Below are 18,175 nucleotides of genomic sequence, written 5' to 3' on the forward strand. Positions count from 1 at the left end.
CCTTGTCCCCGCCCGTCCCCGCCACGCTCTCACCGACAACTTCGATTTCCTTGACAATTTTTATTGTCGGTCAGATCCTGGACCTGCGAAGCCGGCTCCCCAACGGACACCTGACGGCGAGGAAACCCCGATGCGTACCCTGATCAGCACCGCCTTCATCTCGCTCGACGGCGTCGTCGAGGCCCCGGGCGGCGAGCCCGGCTACCGGAACTCCGGCTGGACCTTCAAGCACGTCGAGTTCGTGCCCGAGGCCTTCGAGATCAAGGGCCGCGAGCAGAGGGAATCGACCGCCATGCTGCTCGGCCGGGTCAGCTACGAGGCCTTCAGCCCGGTCTGGCCCGGCATGGCGGAGTTCGCGTACTACAGGACGGTGCCGAAGTACGTCGTCTCCACCACCCTCGCCGAGGGCGACCTGGTCTCCGACTGGGGCGAGACCACGATCCTGCGCTCGCTCGCCGAGGTCGCCGCCCTCAAGGAGACCGACGGCGGCCCGATCATCGTGCACGGCAGTGCCGAGCTGAACCACGCGCTGTCCGACGCCGACCTGATCGACCGCTACCATCTGCTCGTCTTCCCCCTGCTGCTCGGCGCGGGCAAGCGGTTGTTCAGCACCGCCGACAAGGACGCCCGGCGGCTGCGGCTGGTCGAGCACGAGGCCTACGCCAACGGCCTCCAGAAGAACGTCCTCGACGTGATCCGCTGACCCGGCCCCGGCGCCGCATGATCTCCTCCCCGAAAGGGCATTCGGACACCATGGGAGGCGCGCCTGTGATCGTGCAGCCGCCGGGCCCCGACGGTGGCCGGCGGGTCAGCATCCGCGGGGAGTACGTCGGCACCGCTCGCCATCTGCTCGACGTGGTCGAGTTCCTGCGCCGGGCGGGCCTGCCCGAGGCCAGTACCACGGTGGACGACCCCGAGCTGATCGAGTGGCAGGGCATCGGGCCGAGCGCCTGGACGGCCGCGGACTGAGCCGTACGCGCCCGGGAGTTGTTCGACCCTACGAACTTCTGTGTGACGGGTACACAACATCGGCCATCACTGATAGGAAACCTTCCTATCGATGACTGTCGATGACCGACCCCTCACCCCCCACAGGAGCCCCCATGAGGCATCCGGACCACGCCCCGACGAACCCCGTCCTGACCTCCCGCCGCACGCTGCTCGCGATGCTCGGCGCCGCCACCGCCGGGGCCGTGCTGCTGCGCCCCGCACACGCGTCCGCCGCCGTCGCCGCGAGCTGTGCCGGCCTGGACGACCCGGCGAAGAAGGAGATCGCCATGAAGCTGGTGTCGAGTGCGGAGAACTCCTCGCTCGACTGGAAGGCGCAGTACAAGTACATCGAGGACATCGGCGACGGCCGCGGCTACACCGCCGGGATCATCGGCTTCTGCTCCGGCACCGGTGACATGCTCGACCTCGTCCAGCTCTACACCGACCGCAAGCCCGGCAACGTCCTCGCCAAGTACCTGCCGGCCCTGCGCCGGGTGAACGGCAGCGACTCGCACGCGGGCCTGGACCCGAACTTCCCCGCCGACTGGCGCAAGGCCGCCCAGGACACCGCGTTCCAGCAGGCGCAGAACGACGAGCGCGACCGCGTGTACTTCAACCCGGCCGTCCAGCAGGGCAAGACCGACGGCCTGGGCACCCTCGGGCAGTTCACCTACTACGACGCCATCGTGATGCACGGCGACGGCGACGACGCCACCAGCTTCCGCAACATACGCAAGCGCGCCCTCGGCCACGCCAAGCCGCCGGCCCAGGGTGGCAACGAGACGACGTACCTCAACGCCTTCCTCGACGCCCGCGTCTGGGCCATGAAGCAGGAGGAGGCGCACAGCGACACCACGCGGGTCGACACCGAACAGCGGGTCTTCCTGCGCAACGGCAACCTGTGCCTCGACACCCCGCTCAACTGGAAGGTGTACGGCGACAGCTACCACATCGGCTGACACCCCCGGGCTGTCGTACCGCACCCCCATGCGGTACGACAGCCCAGGGGCCCTTCCCCCCTCGCAGTGGTCCTACGGCTTGATGCCCACCCCGGTCCACAGGCTGACCTCCGCGTCGGTGGCGGTCGGCTCGGTGTCCGGGCGCCAGCGGTGGCCCACCGAGACACCGGGGTCGAGCAGGTCGAGCCCGTCGAAGAACCGCGTCACGTCCGCGCGCGAGCGGAACTGCACCGGCGTGCCGGCGTTGTGGTAGATGTCGGTGACCTTCTGCCAGGTCGCGGGGTCGAAGTCGGGCGTGCAGTGGCTCAGCGCGAGCGCGCTGCCCGAGGGCAGCACGTCCAGCAGCCGGCTCACGATGCCGTACGGGTCCTGCGCGTCCGTGACGAAGTGCATCAGGGCGTTGAGGGACAGCGCCACCGGCTTTTCGAGGTCCAGGATCTCCGCCAGCTCGGGCGCGTCGAGCAGCGTCTGCGGGTCGTTGACGTCCGCTTCTATGTACGTCGTCCGGCCCTCCGCCGTGCTGCGCATCAGCCGCTCGGCGTACTTCAGCACCAGCGGGTCGTTGTCGGCGTACACCACCCGTGCGTCGGGGACCACGGACTGGGCGACCTGGTGCAGGTTGGGCTCGGTGGGGATGCCGGTGCCGATGTCGAGCCACTGCCGGATGCCGTGCTCGCGGGCGAGGACACGGGTGGCGCGGTGCATGAAGGCACGGTTCTCCCGGGCGCAGACGAAGATGCCCGGGTAGGCGGACGCCACGGTCTCGGCCGCGACCTTGTCGACGTCGAAGTGGTCCTTGCCGCCCAGGTAGTAGTCGTACATGCGGGCGGAGTGGGGCCTGCTGGTGTCGATGTCCCGCGCCGCGGGCGAGTTGCTCATCATGAACCTTTCCAGGGGGTTTCGAGGGGGAGGAGTCAGCCGGTGGTCAGATGGTCCGCGAGGCCCCGTTTGACCCCCGCGACGAACGCGGTGATCTCCTCCGGGGTGTAGATCAGGGCGGGGCCCGCGGGATCGGTCGACTGCCGCAGCGCGATCCTGCCGTCGGCGAGCTGCTTCGTCTGTACGCACTGACCGCCGTTGGGGCCGCTCCAGGGCGACTCCCAGCCCTGCTCGCCGAGGTCCGATGCGGGCATGCCGTTGTACACGTCGTGGGCGCTGCCGTCGATGATGGTCATGAGTACTCCTTGCGCATGCGGTTCAGGAGCGCCCTGCTCTGCGCGTCGGAAGTGAGCAGGGACATGCGGTTGTGCGCCTCCAGGTGCGCCACGACGTCGGAGCGCTGGTCCAGGTACATCGCGCCGGAGAGGATCTCGCTGTAGACGACGTCCGGCAGCTCCGGCTCCGCGAACCGGAAGTAGGTGAACGGGGCGCACGCGCCCATGTGGGCGCCGGCCGTGAACGGGACGACGTCGACGCTGACGTGCTTCAGTTCGGAGACCTCCAGGAGCCGTTCGATCTGCTCCCGCATCACCTCGGGGCCGCCGACCACCCGGTGCAGCACGGCCTCCTCCATCACCACCCACAGGGTCGGCGCGTCGGGCCGCTCCAGCAGGGCCTGTCTGCGCAGCCGCAGGTTCACCCGCCGGGCCAGGTCCTCGTCGCTGTCGTGGGGGAACCCGCCACTGAGCACGTGGCGTGCGTAGGCGTTCGTCTGCAGCAGCCCCGTGACGTAGTGCGGCTCGTAGGTGCGCAGGGTCGACGCCCCGGTCTCCAGACTCACGTAGGCGCTGAACCAGGTGGGCAGTACGTCACGGTAGGTGTGCCACCAGCCGGGCTCGTTGGCCCGCTCGGCGAAGGCGACGAACTCGTCCAGCTCCTGCCGGTCGGCACCGTAGGTCTGGAGCAGCTTCTCGACGTACAGGGGCTTGAGGGCGACCTCTGCCTTCTCCAGGCGGCGGATGGTCAGCGGGGTGACCCGAAGCGCCCGCGCGGCGTCCTCCAGCGACACGCCGGCGCCCTGGCGCCGCTCCTGGAGCCTCCGGCCCAGGATCATGCGCAGCACGGTGGGCGCACTGGCGCTGCCCGCGTTCGAACGGCCTTCGCTCACGCCCTGACCTCCTGAGGAACCGTCACCGCACCGAGTGTGACAGGCACTTGGTGCAGCGACCAGACCGATACCGGCATTCTGAAATTATCAGGGAGTCGGTTGCAGCCTGAACTCGGATGCGCGCATAGTTACGTGAGTCAATCGCGTCCACTGCACGGACAACGTCCCTTTCCCGTGCGGACGTTGCTCCGCACTGCCCGCTCCTCGCCGCGCACCCCCGCCTTACGGAAGGCAGCCACCGTGTCCCCCCACACGACCTCCCCCCGTGACCTGCTGGACATTGCCGCTCCCGATCAGGCGCACTGGATCGAGTTGCCCTCGCACCGCTCCAGCGTCAGGGTCGCCCGCCGCTCCATGCGGACCCGCCTGAGCGAGTGGGGGCTGTCGAGGGAACTGTGCGAGAACGCGGTGCTGCTCGTGTCCGAGCTGGCCACCAACGCCGTCATCCACACGCTCAGTGTGCGGATCCTGTGCGGCATGGGCCTGGTGTCCGAGGGGTGCCTGCGGCTCGAGGTCCACGACCACGACTACTCGCGCCGGAGCCTGCCCCGTCGTGAGCCCGGTCCCGACGACGAGGGCGGCCGGGGGCTGCTGCTCGTCGAGCAGCTCGCCGACTCCTGGGGGGTCGACCGGTCGCGGCTCACCAGCGGCCACGCGGTGTGGGCGACGCTGACGGCCTGACGCCGGGCTTCCCGTGCTCCCAACCGTGCACGGCAAAGCGGGACTTGGCGATTTCACGGGGCGTGCGCCGCTGCATATGATCTTGGTCGTGACTGTGCAGAACTCTGACAAGACGCTCTCCCGCAAGCAGCGGCTCCAGGAGAAGCAGCGCCGCCAGCTGGCCGTGGTGGACACCGTGGACAAGGCCGAGGTCAAGGTCCGCAAGGCGGAGGCCGAACTGTCGGTCGCCGTCGCCGAGGCGGTGCAGGTGTTCGGTGACGAGCGCGCCGCCTCCGAGGGCCTCGACATGCCCGTGGAGGCCATCCGCCGGTTCGTCGCCATCGCGGCGACCGAGACGGCCGCCGCGGACACCACCGCCGTGTGAGGCCGACGCGCCGGCGCCGGGCGACCCCGGCGCCGACGCGGGGTGGGACACCGCCCGGGGGGCCGCCGATCGGGTGATTCGCGCGTTCCCCGTCCGGGCGGGAAAGCAGGGAAATACAGGCCCGACGACTCCTTCGCGGCGCCTTCTCCCCCCAACGGGACAAGTGGCAGGCAAAGCCGCTATCCGGACAAACTGAATCCGCCGGTTCGTGATCAGGAACATTGACGTTCTTCAGGAGATCGCATGGTGGAGCAGTCCTCCGAGGTCGTGTCGGAGCCGGACGAACCTGCCGTCGCCCTGACCGACACGCACCCCGGCCGAGCCCCTGTCGAGCAGCGCCTCGCACAGGCCCTGGCCGGCCTCCTCGACACCGGGCATGTCCCCGTCGACGGCCACTTCTTCACCGACCTGGGCGCCAACTCCCTGGTCATGGCCCAGTTCTGCGCGCGCATACGCAAGCAGCCGGACCTGCCGTCGCCGACCATGAAGGACATCTACCGGCACCCCACCATCCGGAGCCTGGCAGCCGCTCTCGGCGCGACCATGCCCACCGACGCGCCACCGGCCCCGCCGGCCCCCGAGCCGGACCCGGACCCCGGTCCCCGCCGGAAGCGATGGGACCACCTGCTGTGCGGAACCCTCCAGCTGCTGGCCTTCCTCGGCTACTCCCTCGTCTCCGGATACGTCACCGCCACCGGCTACGAGTGGATAGCCACCGGCAAGGGCCTCGCCGACGTCTACCTGCGGTCGCTGCTCTTCGGAGGCGTCGCGTTCGTGGCGCTGTGCGCTTTCCCGATCGCCGCGAAATGGCTGCTCGTCGGCCGTTGGCGACCCGCCGAGTTCCCGGTCTGGAGCCCGGCGTACCTGCGCTTCTGGCTCGTCAAGGTGCTGATCCACGCCAACCCCATGGTCTTCCTCACCGGGACCCCGCTGTACGTGCTGTACCTGCGGGCCCTCGGCGCCCGGATCGGCAAGGGCGTCACGATCCTCACCCACTCCGTCCCGGTCTGCACCGACCTGCTGACGATCGGCGCGGGCACGGTCATCCGCAAGGACTCCTTCCTGCTCGGCTACCGGGCGCGCGCGGGACACATCCAGACCGGCCGGATCACCCTCGGCACGGACGTCTTCGTCGGCGAGAAGACCGTCCTCGACATCGACACGACGATGGGCCACGGAGCCCAGCTCGGTCACTCGTCCGCGCTGCACCGCGGCCAGGCCGTCCCGGACGGCGAGCACTGGCACGGCTCTCCCGCGGAGCCCACGACGACCGACTACGTCAGGGCCGCACCGGCCCACTGCGGCACCGCGCGCCGCTTCTGGTTCGGCCTGGGCACCCTGGTGCAGCTGTTCGTCCTGTACATCCCGCTGGCCGTCGGCGGCCTCTACATGCTGTTCACCCAGATACCGGCGATCGGCAAGCGACTCGACCCGACCACGACCGCGCTGTCCTGGCCGGAACTGGTCTCCGACGCCCTGCTGCTCTCCCTCGTGCTGTTCTTCGGGTTCGTCGTCCTCGGGCTGCTGGCCCTGTACACGCTCCCGCGCCTGCTCGGCCTGGTCGTCAGGCCCGACCGGACCTACCCGCTCTACGGACCGCACTACGCGCTGCACCGCGCCACGGCCCGGATGACGAACGTCAAGTTCTTCGCCTGGCTCTTCGGCGACAGCTCCTACATCGTGTTCCATCTCCGCGGCCTCGGCTACGACCTGTCCCGGGTCGAGCAGACCGGGTCGAACTTCGGTACCGAGGTGCAGCACGAGACGCCCCTGCTGGTCACCGTGGGCAGCGGCACGATGGTGGCCGACGGCCTCTCCATCCTCAACGCCGACTTCTCCAGCACGTCCTTCCGGCTGTCGAGGGTGTCGATCGGACCGCACAACTTCCTGGGCAACAACATCGCCTACCCGGCGGGCGGCCGGACGGGCGACAACTGCCTGCTCGCGACCAAGGTGATGATCCCCCTCGACGGCCAGGTCCGGGAAGGCGTCGGACTGCTCGGCTCCCCGTGCTTCGAGATCCCCCGCTCGGTGGACCGCGACACCCGCTTCGACCACTTCAGGACCGGCGACACCCTGCGACGCCGGCTCGCCGCGAAGAACCGCTACAACCTGCGCTCCATGGCCCTCATGCTGTTCGTGCGCTGGCTGCACACCTTCTGGCTCACCCTGTTCGGCCTCGCCTCCGTTGATCTGTACGGCGTGCTCGGCCATGTGGTGATCGCCGGATACCTGGCGTTCACGCTCGTCTTCTCCACCGCGTACTACATCCTCGTCGAGCGCTGGCTCGCCTCCTTCCGGGCGCTGCGACCCCGGCTGTGCTCCATCTACGAGCCGTACTTCTGGTGGCACGAGCGGCTGTGGAAGGTGCCCGACCACTTCCTCAACATCTACAACGGCACCCCCTTCAAGAGCCTGGTGTGGCGGCTGCTGGGCGTGCGCATCGGCAGCAGGGTCTTCGACGACGGCTGCTACCTGACCGAGCGGACCCTCACCACCATCGGCGACGAGTGCACCCTCAACGCCGGCAGCAAGATCCAGTGCCACTCCCAGGAGGACGGCACCTTCAAGTCCGACGGCACCACCCTGGGCGCCCGCTGCACGCTGGGCGTCGCCGCCCACGTGCACTACGGCGTGACCATGGGCGACGGCTCCGTACTGGCACCCGACGCCTTCCTGATGAAGGGCGAGGAAGTCCCCCCGAACGCCCGGTGGGGCGGCAATCCCGCGGTCGACATGCCCGAGCCCGACAGCCGGCCCGCCGGCCCGGGCCGGGCGAAGCCGACCACCGACGCCGCCGCGGCGACCGTGAGTTGAGGAAGGCCATTCGATGCGAACGCGCGTGGAGACGGACCGGGAGTTCTGGAGCCGGACACTGACCGCCGGCGGTGTCACCGCCGTGCCCCGGTGGGCGGCGGAGCCCGCGCCGGGCACGGCCGGGCACGGGGCACCCGCCCCGGGAACGGACGAGCACGAGATACCGGTGCCGGACGACCTGACCGCGGAGCTGCGGGCCCTGGCCGCGCACCGCGAACTGCCGGTCGGCACCCTGCTGCTGGCCGCGCATCTCAAGGTGCTGGCCGTCCTGTCCGGCGAGCCGGAGGTGGTCACCGGTCACAGCACCGGCGGATCCGCCGAACCGCTGCCCTGCCGGACGTCCGTACCCGCCGGCTCCTGGCACACCCTGCTGACCGCCACCCGGTCGGCCGAGACCGAGGTGCTCACGCGCCGGGACTTCCCGGTGGAGAAGCTGCGCCGGGAACTGGGGCTGACCGAGCCGCCGTACGAGATCGTGTGCGGCCCCCTCGAGACCGGCGCTGCCCACGCCGACGCCGGCGATCTGCACGTGCGCTGGTCCGACCGGGCCGGACGGCTCACCCTGCGCCTGCGGCACCGCACGGACGTACTGGACACCGCGGCGGCGGTCCGGATCGGCGGCTACCACCTGACGGCCCTGCGCCTGATGACCGCCGGCCCGGACGCCGACCACACCCGGCAGAGTCTGCTGTCCGCCGAGGAAAGGCTCGAACAGCTCGACGGCATGGCGGGTCCGCACCGGACGCTGCCGGACGCCCGCGCCCATGAACTGTTCGAGCAGCGGGTACGGGCGCATCCGCAGGCGGTGGCGGCCGTGCACGGTGAGCGGGAGTGGACGTACGAGGAACTCAACCGGCGGGCGAACCGGTTGGCGCGGGCGCTGCTGGCGAGGGGCCTGGACCGGGAGGGCGTGGTCGCCGTCGTCACCGAGCGCACCCTCGACTGGCCGGCGGCGGTCCTCGCGGTGTTCAAGGCCGGCGGTGTCTACCTGCCGATCGAACCGCACTTCCCGGCCGGCCGGATCGCCGCGACCCTCTCCCGGGCCGGCTGCCGGCTGGTCCTGACCGGCACCGGCCCCACCGACACCCTCGACGAGGCCCTGGCCGGCCTGCCGGGGACCCGGAAGCTGCCGGTCGAGGAGGCGTACACCGAACCGCACGCCGACGACGACCCCGGCATCCCGGTCGACCCCGGCCAACTCGCCTACATCTACTTCACGTCCGGCTCCACCGGTGAGCCGAAGGGCGCGATGTGCGAGCACGCGGGCATGCTCAACCACCTCCACGCCAAGATCGACGACCTGGCGATCGGGGAGGGCTGCGTCGTCGCCCAGACCGCCCCGCAGTGCTTCGACATCTCCCTGTGGCAGCTCCTCGCACCGCTCCTGGTGGGCGGCCGGACCCTGCTGGTCGAGCAGGACGTGATCACGGACGTGGCGCGGTTCGTCGACACCCTGGAGCGCGGCCGGGTCGGCGTGGCGCAGCTGGTGCCGTCGTACCTGGAGGTCGTGGTCTCCTACCTGGAGCGGAACCCGCGCCCGCTGCCCGACCTGCGCTGCGTGTCGGTGACCGGCGAGGCGCTCAGACGCGAGCTGGTGCAGCGCTGGCTCGCGGTCCAGCCGGGCATCGGGCTGCTCAACGCCTACGGGCTGACGGAGACGTCCGACGACACCAACCACGAGCTGCTCCGCGAGGTGCCCGACCGGGTGCTGCTCGGCAGGCCCGTCGGCAACGTCCGGGTCTACGTCGTGGACGAGCACCTGTCGCTGCTGCCGCTGGGCGCCCCGGGACTGATCGCGTTCTCCGGTGTCTGCGTGGGCCGCGGATACGTCAACGACCCCGAGCGCACCCGGGAGGCGTACCGGACCGACCCCTACCGGCCAGGCGAACGGCTCTATCTGGGCGGCGACTGGGGGCGCTGGCACCCCGGCGGCAAACTGGAGTTCCTCGGCCGCCGGGACAGCCAGGTCAAGATCCGCGGCTTCCGGATCGAGATCGGCGAGATCGAGAACGCGCTGCTGCGCGTGGCCGGAGTACGGGACGGCGCGGTGGTCGTCGCCGAACGCGGCGGTGGCGGCACGCACCTGATCGCCTTCCACAGCGGCGAACGGCGGCCCGCCGAGCAGCTGCGGGAGGCGCTCGCCGGCACCCTGCCCGACTACATGGTGCCCTCGGCCTTCCACTGGCGGGAGAGCCTGCCGCTGACCCCCAACGGCAAGATCGACCGCAAGGCCCTGACGAGGCAGGCCGAGGAGGCGTCCCGGCCCGCCGAGCCGTCCGCGGGGGACCTGAGCCCGGCCGAACGGCGGCTGGCCGCGGTCTGGGCCGAACTGCTCGGCGTACCCGAGGAGCGGATCGGCCGCACGGACCACTTCTTCGACTCCGGCGGCACCTCCCTGACCGCGGTCAAGCTCAGCCTCGCGTTGGACCGCGCGGTCTCCCTCAAGGACATCACCCGGCACCCGGTCCTCGCCGACCTGGCCGCCCTGCTGGCGGGCACGCCGGCCCGGCCGCGGCAGGAACTGCTGGTGTCCCTCTCGGGCGGGAGCGGCAGGGCCGACCGTGCCCTGGTGTGCTTCCCGTACGCGGGCGGCAACGCGGTCAACTACCAGCCGATGGCGAGCGCGCTGGCCGACAGCGGCCTGGCGGTGCTCGCCGTGGACCTGCCCGGCCACAACCTGGCCGCACCCCCCGAACCCTTCGCCCCGATCGAGGAGGTGGCCGAACGGGTCGCCGGGGAGATCGCGGCACGCGGCCTGACCCAGGTCATGCTGTGGGGACACTCGTCGGGAGCCGCGCCCGCCGTGGAGACGGCCAGGCGGCTCCAGCAGCGGGGCGTCCGGGTGACACGCCTCTTCCTCGGCGCCCACCGGCTCGGCACCGCAGCCGAACGGCAGGCCGCCGTCGCCGAACTGACGGCCCGCAGCGACCGCGAGATCGCGGCGCGACTGGCCGCCGACGGCGGCCACGCCGAACTCGCCGAGCTGAACCCCCGGCACGCCGAGCACATCGCCGCCGCCTACCGCCACGACTGCCTCTCGGCGCACCGCTACTTCCACGCGGCCCTTCAGACCCCACCGCCGGTCAGGCTGTCCGCACCGGTGACGGTGGTCGTCGCCGCCGACGACCCGCACACCGCGGGCCACGACCGCCGGCACCGGGACTGGCAGCTCCTCGCCGACCACGTCGAGCTCCACGAACTCAGCGACGGCGGACACCACTTCACCCGCACCCGGCCCGCCGAGGCGGCACGAGCCGTCCTGGACACCGTCCTCCCCCTCGCCCCCTCCTGACCGACGTCCGACGTCCGACGTCCTGACCCGTCACACCCCAGGCGGTCGACCGAAAGGAACCCGAGATGCCGTCCTCATCCCTGGCATCACCACTCGACGTGGAGCTGCGGCCCGACAGACCGGCACTGCTGCGCGTCGAACCGCCCGACGACGCCCCGAAGTGGGCGGCCGAGCACCGCGACGCGCTGCGCGCCCAGGTCACCGAACACGGCGCGCTGCTCGTGCGCGGCCTCGGGCTGCGGGACGCCGGCCGGACGGGCGCCGTCTTCGCGGGGCTGGCCGGTGAACTCATGACGGAGCGTGAGGCCTTCGCCCCCCGCGAGGCGCACGGCCGGGGGCTCTACTCGTCCACGCCCTGGCCGGCCAACCAGCCGATGTGCATGCACCACGAGCTGAGCTACCCGCTCCAGGTGCCCGGCCTGATGCTGTTCGCCTGCCTCACCGCTCCCGAGCAGGGCGGGGCGACCGCGCTGGCCGACGCCGAGGAGGTGCTGCGGGCACTGCCCAGCGGCCTCACCGAACGGTTCGAGCGGGAGGGCTGGATCCTGACCCGCACCTACAACGACGAGATCGGCGCCGGCCTCACGGAGTCCTTCGGCACCGGCGACCGCACCGAGATCGAGCGCTACTGCCGGGCGAACGCCATCGACTGCACCTGGCAGCCCGACGGCACCCTGCGCACCGAGCAGCGCCGCAACGCCGTCGTCCGGCACCCGGTCACCGGCCGGCGCTGCTGGTTCAACCAGATCGCCTTCCTCAACGAGTGGACGCTCGCCCCCGAGGTGCGCGAGTACCTGGTGGACGTCTACGGCGCCGACGGACTGCCCTTCAACACCCGCCACGGCGACGGCTCCCCGATCCCCGAGGACGTCGTCCGGACCATCAACGCCACCTACGAGGCGCACACCCGGCGCGACCCCTGGCAGCCGGGCGACCTGCTGCTGGTGGACAACATCCGCACCGCGCACAGCCGAGAGGCGTTCAGCGGAGACCGGCAGGTCCTCGTCGGCATGGGCGAGCCCGTACGGCCGGCCGAGGACTGCCCTGCCCTGGAGGCGAGCGAGCGATGACCGACACACTGCCGACGGCCACCGCGTCCGCCGGACCCGCACCGGCGCACCTGCCGACCTTCGCCGTGATCACCGGCGAACAGGTGCAACAGGCGCTGAGCGGGCGCGAGAAACAGCTCGTGGAGCTGGTGGAGGCCGCCTACCGGCTGCACGACGCCGGCGACTCCGTCAACCCGCCGTCGTACTTCCTGCGCTTCCCCGACCGGCCCAGCTCGCGGATCATCGCGCTGCCGGCCTCGCTGGGCGGCCCGGTCCAGGTGGACGGGCTGAAGTGGATCTCCAGCTTCCCGGAGAACGTGAGCGCCGGACTGCCGCGGGCGTCCGCGGTGCTCATCCTCAACGAGCACGACACCGGCTACCCGTTCGCCTGCCTGGAGAGCTCGATCATCAGCGCCACCAGGACGGCTGCCTCCGCGGCCCTGGCCGCCGACTGGCTCAGCCGCGGCCGCTCCCGCCCCACCCGGGTCGGGTTCTTCGGCACGGGCCTGATCGCCCGTTACATCCACACCTTCCTGGCCGGGACCGGCTGGGACTTCGACGAGGTCGGCGTGCACGACCTGTCCGCCGACAGCGCCGCCGGCTTCAGCGGCTACCTGCGGGGGACCGGCAGCGCCGCCCGGATCACCGTCCACGACAGCGCCGAGGACCTGGTCCGCGGCAGCGACCTCGTGGTCTTCGCCACCATCGCGGGCCGGCCCCATGTCACCGACCCCGCCTGGTTCACCCACAACCCGCTGGTCCTGCACGTCTCCCTGCGCGACCTCGCCCCCGAGGTCCTGCTGGGCGCGGCCAACTTCGTCGACGACGTCGACCACTGCCTGAAGGCCGACACGTCGCCCCACCTGGCCGAACAGCTCACCGGCGACCGGGACTTCCTGAACGGGACCCTCGGCGACGTCATGTCCGGCCGGGCCGCCCCGCCGCCCGACCGCCCGGTGATCTTCTCGCCCTTCGGACTCGGCGTCCTCGACCTAGCCGTCGGCAAGTACGTCTACGACGAGGTGTCCCGGTCGGGAGACCTGCGTCTCATCGATGACTTCTTCCACGAACTGCGCCGGTACGGCTGAGACCGTCGTCCTCGGCCCGGCACCAGGAGGCCCGCCGTGCCTGTCATCTCCGCTCCCCACGCCTTCAACGAGGGCGATCTCTTCGTCGACCTGGAGTCCATCTGCGGACACGCGCTCTATCTGAAGTGCGAGGCCTTCAACTTCGCCGGATCCATCAAACTGAAGGCCGCGAACGAGATGGTGGAGAGCGCCGAACGGGACGGACTCCTGAAGGCTGACTCCGTCCTCGTCGAGTCCTCGTCCGGGAACCTGGGCGTCGCGCTCAGCATGATCGCCGCGAGCAAGGGCTACCGGTTCCTGTGCGTGACGGACTCCCGCTGCAACCTGTCGACCAGGCTCCTCATGGAGGCGCTCGGCAGCGACGTGCACATCGTGGCCGACCAGGACTCCAACGGCGGCTTCCTGGGCACCCGCATCGAGTACGTCCGCAACCTGTGCGCCTCGGACGACAGATACGTCTGGCTCAGCCAGTACACCAACCCCGGCAACTGGTCGGCGCACTACCGCACCACGGCGCCGGAGATCGCCCGCCGGTTCCCGGAACTGGACGTCCTGTTCGTCGGGGCGGGCACCACCGGAACCCTGATGGGCTGCGCCCGCTACTTCCGGGAGTGGCACCGGCCGGTGCGGATCGTCGCCGTGGACGCGGTGGGTTCGGTGGCGTTCGGCGGCGAACCGGGCCGCCGGATGATCCCGGGCCTCGGCATGAGCATGCGGCCGCCGCTGCTCGACGAGTCCTTCGTGGACGAGGTGATCCGCGTCGAGGAGCCGGACACCATCCGGATGTGCCACCGCATGGCCAGGCACGGCTTCCTGTTCGGCGGCTCCACCGGCACGGTGGTCAGCGGCGCGACGGACTGGCTGTCCCGGCACGGCACCTCCGACCTCACCGCGGTCGCCATCGCACCGGACCTCGGCGAGCGCTACCTCGACACCATCTACCAGAGCAACTGGCTGCAGGACCTCTACGGCGACCACGTGCTCGACACCGAGGACACCGAGGACGCCGAGGACACCGCACGGCCCGGGGCCGAGCCCCACCGCCTGCCCCGGGAGCCCAAGTCCGCCTCACGCGCCCCGGCGCGCCGCCGCAGCCCCTGATGCCGCCCGGCGGACCGCACCGCACGGAGCCCCTCGAAGCCGCCTCCGCGGCGACCCCGAGGGGCCCCGGCACATCCGCCCCGGCCGCACTCGCGCCGTGCCCGCGCCGTGCCCGGGTCAGCGCCGCGCCAGTTCCGCCAGCCACGGATGCCCGGGATGCACGTGCGCCAGCCACCCGCCGAGCCGGTCGCGGCGCGCCCGGCCCAGCAGCGGCAGCACCCCCGCGAAGTCGGCGTGGTCCTTGGCCCGCGAGTCCTTCGACTTGAACAGCAGCACCAACTCCGGCACCAGGTAAGGGATCCCGTCCGCGCTCCACGCGACCACCGCCTCGTACGGCAGCTGCAGGCTCGCGTCCCGCCGGAAGATCCACGTCCCGCCCTCGTGCGGCTCACGGAACACGTCCAGGAGGTACCGGCCGTTCGCCGGATCCCGCACCCAGGTCTGGTGCGTGGCCGCGAGCAACTCCGCCCCCGCCTCCGGCCAGATCCGTCCCGAACCCACCGCGTCGAACGCGTACGCGGGGAAGCGTTCCCGGACCTCGGGGAAGCCTGCCGCGGGCACCGCGATCTCCAGATCCCCGTGGGACCGGGACTGCCGCCCACGGAACAGGTCCAGCGCCCAGCCCGCCGCCACGCACCAGGGCACCCCGACCCCGCGCAGCCGCTCGGCGACCTCCGCCGGCCGCCAGCACCCCGCCCACCGCGCGGCCACGTCGCCGGCGTCCGGAACGACACCGCCGGCCGGCACAGGATCAGTCACCGGACCAACCTACGTCAGCCGGAGACCGGGGTGCCGTCGGCCGCGTCGGGGGAGCGCAGCAGGCGCAAGAAGGCCTTCACGCCCGCGATGATCTCCTGGTTGTCGGTGAGACGGTTCACGGTGGACTCGAACTCCCGGCCCAGCGCGGCGATCCTGCGATCCGTCTCCTCGGCCCGCTCGTACGTGCTCATCGCCAGCGCGTCCACGGTGCGGCGCAGTTCGGCCAGGGCCCGGTACTGTTCCTCCGCCTTCTCCTCCAGGACCCGTGTCCCGGCCTCGGCCCGGTCCAGGCGCAGGTGCAGTTCGACGACGTCGTCCCGCGGATACGTGACCTCCCTCAGGAGGGTGCCGAGGCGCCGCCGCAGCTGCGCGAAGTACGCGCCGGCCGGCCGGAAGAAGGTGCTCAGCAGGAAGAAGCCGGCGAACCAGTAGCCCGTGAACGCGCGGGTCGCCCAGGCGACCGCGACGACGGCCCCGGCCGTCAGGAGGTGCCCCGCGACCGCCGCCCGCAGCATCGCACGGGCGATGCGCGCGGCCTCGGCGTCCCTGGCCGGGGGGATCTCCATGCCCCTGGCACGGCTGACCGCCGTCTCGGCGAGCACCGCGTGCGCGCGGAAGTACAGGTTCCAGGGAACCGTGAGCAGGAGCAGCAGCCACAACAGGCTCAGCGCGCCCGCCCCGACGGTGAACACCACCGTGGGCGGTGCCCCCGCGACGTACGCGAGGACCAGCGCGGCCCCCGCCGCCACGACGGCCACCACCGCACCCAGAAATCTGCCCATGGCCCCGTCTCCCGTCCGCCCGCCGACACGACCCATCGTCCCCGCCCCGGGTGCGGGGCGGCATGAGTAGGCGTACTCAGCCGGGCGGCCGGAGTGCACGCGCCTGTTACCGAACGCGGACAGACCCGGGTGAACGACGCCCGCCCCGGCGCCCTCTCACGGGGTGCAGCGAAACCTGTCCTGACCAGTTCATGGGGGAGCTTTCATCATGACCACGCACCGTGCCCGCCGTACCGCCCGTTCCGCCGCCCTGCTCGCCGTCGCCGCCGCGGCGGCACTGTCCCTGACCGCCTGCCAGAGCGAGGGCAAGGACGCCGCCGGCCGGACGAAGGACGTCTCCGCGGCCACGTCCGGTGCGAGCCGGGCCAGGACCACCGCGGACGAGACCCGGAGCGGTTTGCGGACGCAGACGACCGCCGCGCGGCGCGCCACCGCCGCTGCCGCCACGCCCAGGTCGGCGTCCCCGGTCCGCACCCAGACCCTGCCCGACGGCAGCAAGGCCGAGATCCGCAGGCTCGGTGCCCAGCACTACCTGCTCAAGCTCGTGCACCACGGTGACGTCCTGGCCACGATGGAGGCGAACCACCGGGACGCCGGGCTCGACGCCAACGACATGTTCCTCGTGCTCACCAAGGACGGCCGGGTCGAGGCCTGGATGGGCGGCGGACACGAGGGGCCGGGCACCTTCGAGCTCATGGGCGGCTGGACGGCCAAGGTCACGAAGGTCGGCGAGAACCACTACCGCGCGCGGGTCCTCGGCGACGCCGGCGGTGTGTCCGCGACGATGGACGCGAACGGGCGGGACGCCGGTGTCGAGATCGACCGTGTCTACGTCGTGCTCAGCGCCGGCGGCGTGGTCAGCGCCCACTCCTGAGGGAGCGGTTGACGATGTCGACGCGGAAGGAGCCGACGAGCAAGGGGTGACGCTCCACGATCGCCTCCCCGTACGCCTCGCCGTCGCCGCCGAGCAGCGCGCGGGCGGCGGCGAGGCATCGGCGGACGTCCGCGTGGATCTCCGGTCCGTGCGGCCAGCAGATCCAGGGCCCGCTCCCAGCCGGTGATGCCGTTGTCGCCGAGGTACAGTTCGAGATCGTCGACCTGGCGGCGCTGCACAAGCGGAGCCTGCGGGTGGGGCGGCGGTCCGACCTGGTGCACCGGGTCGACTTCCACACCCTCACCAACTTCGGCAAGTTCTCCACCCACCACACGGGTCTGACCCCGGGCGCTTTACGGCACACGCACCGGGACGGTTACTTCCCCCACAGGGGGTGGCCCGCCGGGCTTCGCGCGGCCAGAATGGCCGGATGCGCCGTCTGGTCGTCCTTGACGCTCCGTCGAATCTCGGCCTCCGGCCGCCCACCGCGGGCAGCGTGCCCGGGTGCTACAAGCTGGCCGGGGCGCTGCGCGAGCAACGGCTGGTGCAGCGGCTCGGGGCGGACGAGGGCGGGGTGGTGGTGCCGCCCCGTTACGACCGCGGCGACTGGGCGGAGGGCGACGGTGTGTTCAACGCCGCGGCGATCGCCACGTACACCCGCAAGCTCGCCCACCGCATCGAACACCACGTCCGGGCCGGAGACTTCCCGGTCGTGCTGGGCGGGGACTGTTCCATCCAGCTCGGCGCCTCGCTCGCCCTCCGCCGTATCGGGCGGTACGCGATCGCCGTCATCGACGGATCCGCGGACTTCCGGCACCCCGGCAACTCCGACCGCATCGGTGCCGCGGGCGGCGAAGAGCTGGCCATCGCGACCGGCCGAGGCCAGCGGGATCTGACGGACCTCGAAGGGCTGCGGCCGTACATCAGGGACGAGGACGTGCGGCTCTTCGGCATCCGGGACTACGACGAACAGCGCGCCGAACTCACCGAGTTGAAGATCATGAATGCGACGGTGGGGGAGATCCGGGAGCGGGGCGCCGAGGAGCTGGCGGACGCGGTCCTGCGGACGCTCGAAGAGCCCGTGACCGACGGATTCTGGGTCCATCTGGACGCGGACGTGCTGGACCCGTCAGTCATGCCCGCCGTCGACAGCCCGGACCCGGGCGGCCTCCTGCCCCACGAACTCGTGCCGTTGCTGGGGACCTTGGTGCGGTCAGAACGGTGCGTGGGCCTGAACCTCACCATCTACGACCCCGATCTCGACCCCGACGGCTCCTGCGCGGCCCTCCTCGCCGACATCCTCCAGACGGCCTTCACCGGTTCCCCGCCGGACGTCAGTCGATCGTGGTCGTGCAACTGCTCGTGAACGAGA

Annotated in this window: 18 protein-coding genes; 12 read left to right on the top strand and 6 right to left on the bottom strand. The window is 71.4% G+C overall.

Annotated features, from left to right (window positions below; translation table 11 throughout):
• Positions 1–130 precede the first annotated feature (130 nt).
• The 3 genes from AB0958_RS12485 (at position 131) to AB0958_RS12495 (ending at position 1,949) form a co-directional block, all read left to right on the top strand.
• Positions 131–703, top strand: coding sequence for a dihydrofolate reductase family protein (locus AB0958_RS12485; protein WP_366890343.1), 573 nt, complete (start codon positions 131–133; stop codon positions 701–703).
• Positions 704–753: 50 nt separating this feature from the next.
• Entirely contained in the window at positions 754–969 is a 216-nt protein-coding gene (locus AB0958_RS12490) for a hypothetical protein (protein WP_366890345.1), read from the top strand.
• Between the two features lie 134 nt (positions 970–1,103).
• Positions 1,104–1,949: a chitosanase gene (locus AB0958_RS12495; protein WP_366890347.1), complete on the top strand. Its 846-nt coding sequence runs from the start codon at positions 1,104–1,106 to the stop codon at positions 1,947–1,949.
• 72 nt (positions 1,950–2,021) lie between these two features.
• On the opposite strand, the gene AB0958_RS12500 is transcribed toward AB0958_RS12495, so the two are convergent.
• The 3 genes from AB0958_RS12500 to AB0958_RS12510 are packed head-to-tail and all read right to left on the bottom strand — an operon-like array spanning position 2,022 to position 3,996.
• Positions 2,022–2,828: an SAM-dependent methyltransferase gene (locus tag AB0958_RS12500; RefSeq protein WP_366890391.1), complete on the bottom strand. Its 807-nt coding sequence runs from the start codon at positions 2,826–2,828 to the stop codon at positions 2,022–2,024.
• Positions 2,829–2,863: 35 nt separating this feature from the next.
• A complete protein-coding gene (locus AB0958_RS12505) occupies positions 2,864–3,124 on the bottom strand; it encodes a DUF397 domain-containing protein (protein WP_132888066.1) in 261 nt (86 codons plus the stop codon).
• Entirely contained in the window at positions 3,121–3,996 is an 876-nt protein-coding gene (locus AB0958_RS12510; protein WP_366890349.1) for a helix-turn-helix transcriptional regulator, read from the bottom strand. The genes AB0958_RS12505 and AB0958_RS12510 overlap by 4 nt, the downstream gene beginning before the upstream one ends.
• 240 nt (positions 3,997–4,236) lie before the next feature.
• Between AB0958_RS12510 and AB0958_RS12515 the strand changes: the two genes are divergently transcribed.
• From AB0958_RS12515 to sbnA, 7 genes are all read left to right on the top strand, one after another.
• Positions 4,237–4,677 carry an ATP-binding protein gene (locus AB0958_RS12515; protein ID WP_366890350.1) on the top strand — a complete coding sequence of 147 codons (441 nt, stop codon included), beginning with the start codon at positions 4,237–4,239 and terminating at the stop codon, positions 4,675–4,677.
• 88 nt (positions 4,678–4,765) lie between these two features.
• Positions 4,766–5,041 carry a hypothetical protein gene (locus tag AB0958_RS12520; protein ID WP_366890352.1) on the top strand — a complete coding sequence of 92 codons (276 nt, stop codon included), beginning with the start codon at positions 4,766–4,768 and terminating at the stop codon, positions 5,039–5,041.
• Positions 5,042–5,284: 243 nt separating this feature from the next.
• Positions 5,285–7,858, top strand: a complete 2,574-nt coding sequence (locus AB0958_RS12525; RefSeq protein ID WP_366890353.1) for a Pls/PosA family non-ribosomal peptide synthetase — start codon at positions 5,285–5,287, stop codon at positions 7,856–7,858.
• Between the two features lie 13 nt (positions 7,859–7,871).
• Entirely contained in the window at positions 7,872–11,150 is a 3,279-nt protein-coding gene (locus AB0958_RS12530; protein ID WP_366890355.1) for an amino acid adenylation domain-containing protein, read from the top strand.
• Positions 11,151–11,215: 65 nt separating this feature from the next.
• A complete protein-coding gene (locus AB0958_RS12535) occupies positions 11,216–12,220 on the top strand; it encodes a TauD/TfdA family dioxygenase (protein ID WP_366890356.1) in 1,005 nt (334 codons plus the stop codon).
• On the top strand, positions 12,217–13,287 hold the full coding sequence (gene sbnB / locus AB0958_RS12540; protein WP_366890357.1) for a 2,3-diaminopropionate biosynthesis protein SbnB: 1,071 nt from the start codon (positions 12,217–12,219) through the stop codon (positions 13,285–13,287). Before AB0958_RS12535 ends, sbnB begins: the two co-directional genes overlap by 4 nt.
• Before the next feature lie 36 nt (positions 13,288–13,323).
• On the top strand, positions 13,324–14,388 hold the full coding sequence (gene sbnA / locus AB0958_RS12545; RefSeq protein ID WP_366890358.1) for a 2,3-diaminopropionate biosynthesis protein SbnA: 1,065 nt from the start codon (positions 13,324–13,326) through the stop codon (positions 14,386–14,388).
• 117 nt (positions 14,389–14,505) lie between these two features.
• On the opposite strand, the gene AB0958_RS12550 is transcribed toward sbnA, so the two are convergent.
• Together AB0958_RS12550 and AB0958_RS12555 are read right to left on the bottom strand one after the other, a co-directional pair.
• Positions 14,506–15,147: a hypothetical protein gene (locus AB0958_RS12550; RefSeq protein ID WP_366890359.1), complete on the bottom strand. Its 642-nt coding sequence runs from the start codon at positions 15,145–15,147 to the stop codon at positions 14,506–14,508.
• 14 nt (positions 15,148–15,161) lie between these two features.
• Positions 15,162–15,929 (bottom strand): hypothetical protein, encoded by a 768-nt coding sequence (locus AB0958_RS12555; protein ID WP_366890360.1) that lies wholly within the window; start codon positions 15,927–15,929, stop codon positions 15,162–15,164.
• A gap of 208 nt (positions 15,930–16,137) precedes the next feature.
• Here AB0958_RS12555 and AB0958_RS12560 point away from each other — a divergent pair, with 208 nt between their 5' ends.
• Positions 16,138–16,803 (top strand): hypothetical protein, encoded by a 666-nt coding sequence (locus AB0958_RS12560; RefSeq protein ID WP_366890361.1) that lies wholly within the window; start codon positions 16,138–16,140, stop codon positions 16,801–16,803.
• Here the strand turns inward: AB0958_RS12560 and AB0958_RS12565 are convergent.
• Positions 16,787–17,119: a hypothetical protein gene (locus AB0958_RS12565; protein ID WP_366890362.1), complete on the bottom strand. Its 333-nt coding sequence runs from the start codon at positions 17,117–17,119 to the stop codon at positions 16,787–16,789. The genes AB0958_RS12560 and AB0958_RS12565 overlap by 17 nt on opposite strands.
• A 114-nt stretch (positions 17,120–17,233) precedes the next feature.
• Here AB0958_RS12565 and AB0958_RS12570 point away from each other — a divergent pair, with 114 nt between their 5' ends.
• Positions 17,234–18,169 (top strand): arginase family protein, encoded by a 936-nt coding sequence (locus AB0958_RS12570; protein ID WP_366890363.1) that lies wholly within the window; start codon positions 17,234–17,236, stop codon positions 18,167–18,169.
• Positions 18,170–18,175 lie beyond the last annotated feature (6 nt).

This window comes from Streptomyces sp. NPDC006655 (genome assembly GCF_040703965.1).
In the GTDB taxonomy this organism is placed as follows: domain Bacteria; phylum Actinomycetota; class Actinomycetes; order Streptomycetales; family Streptomycetaceae; genus Streptomyces.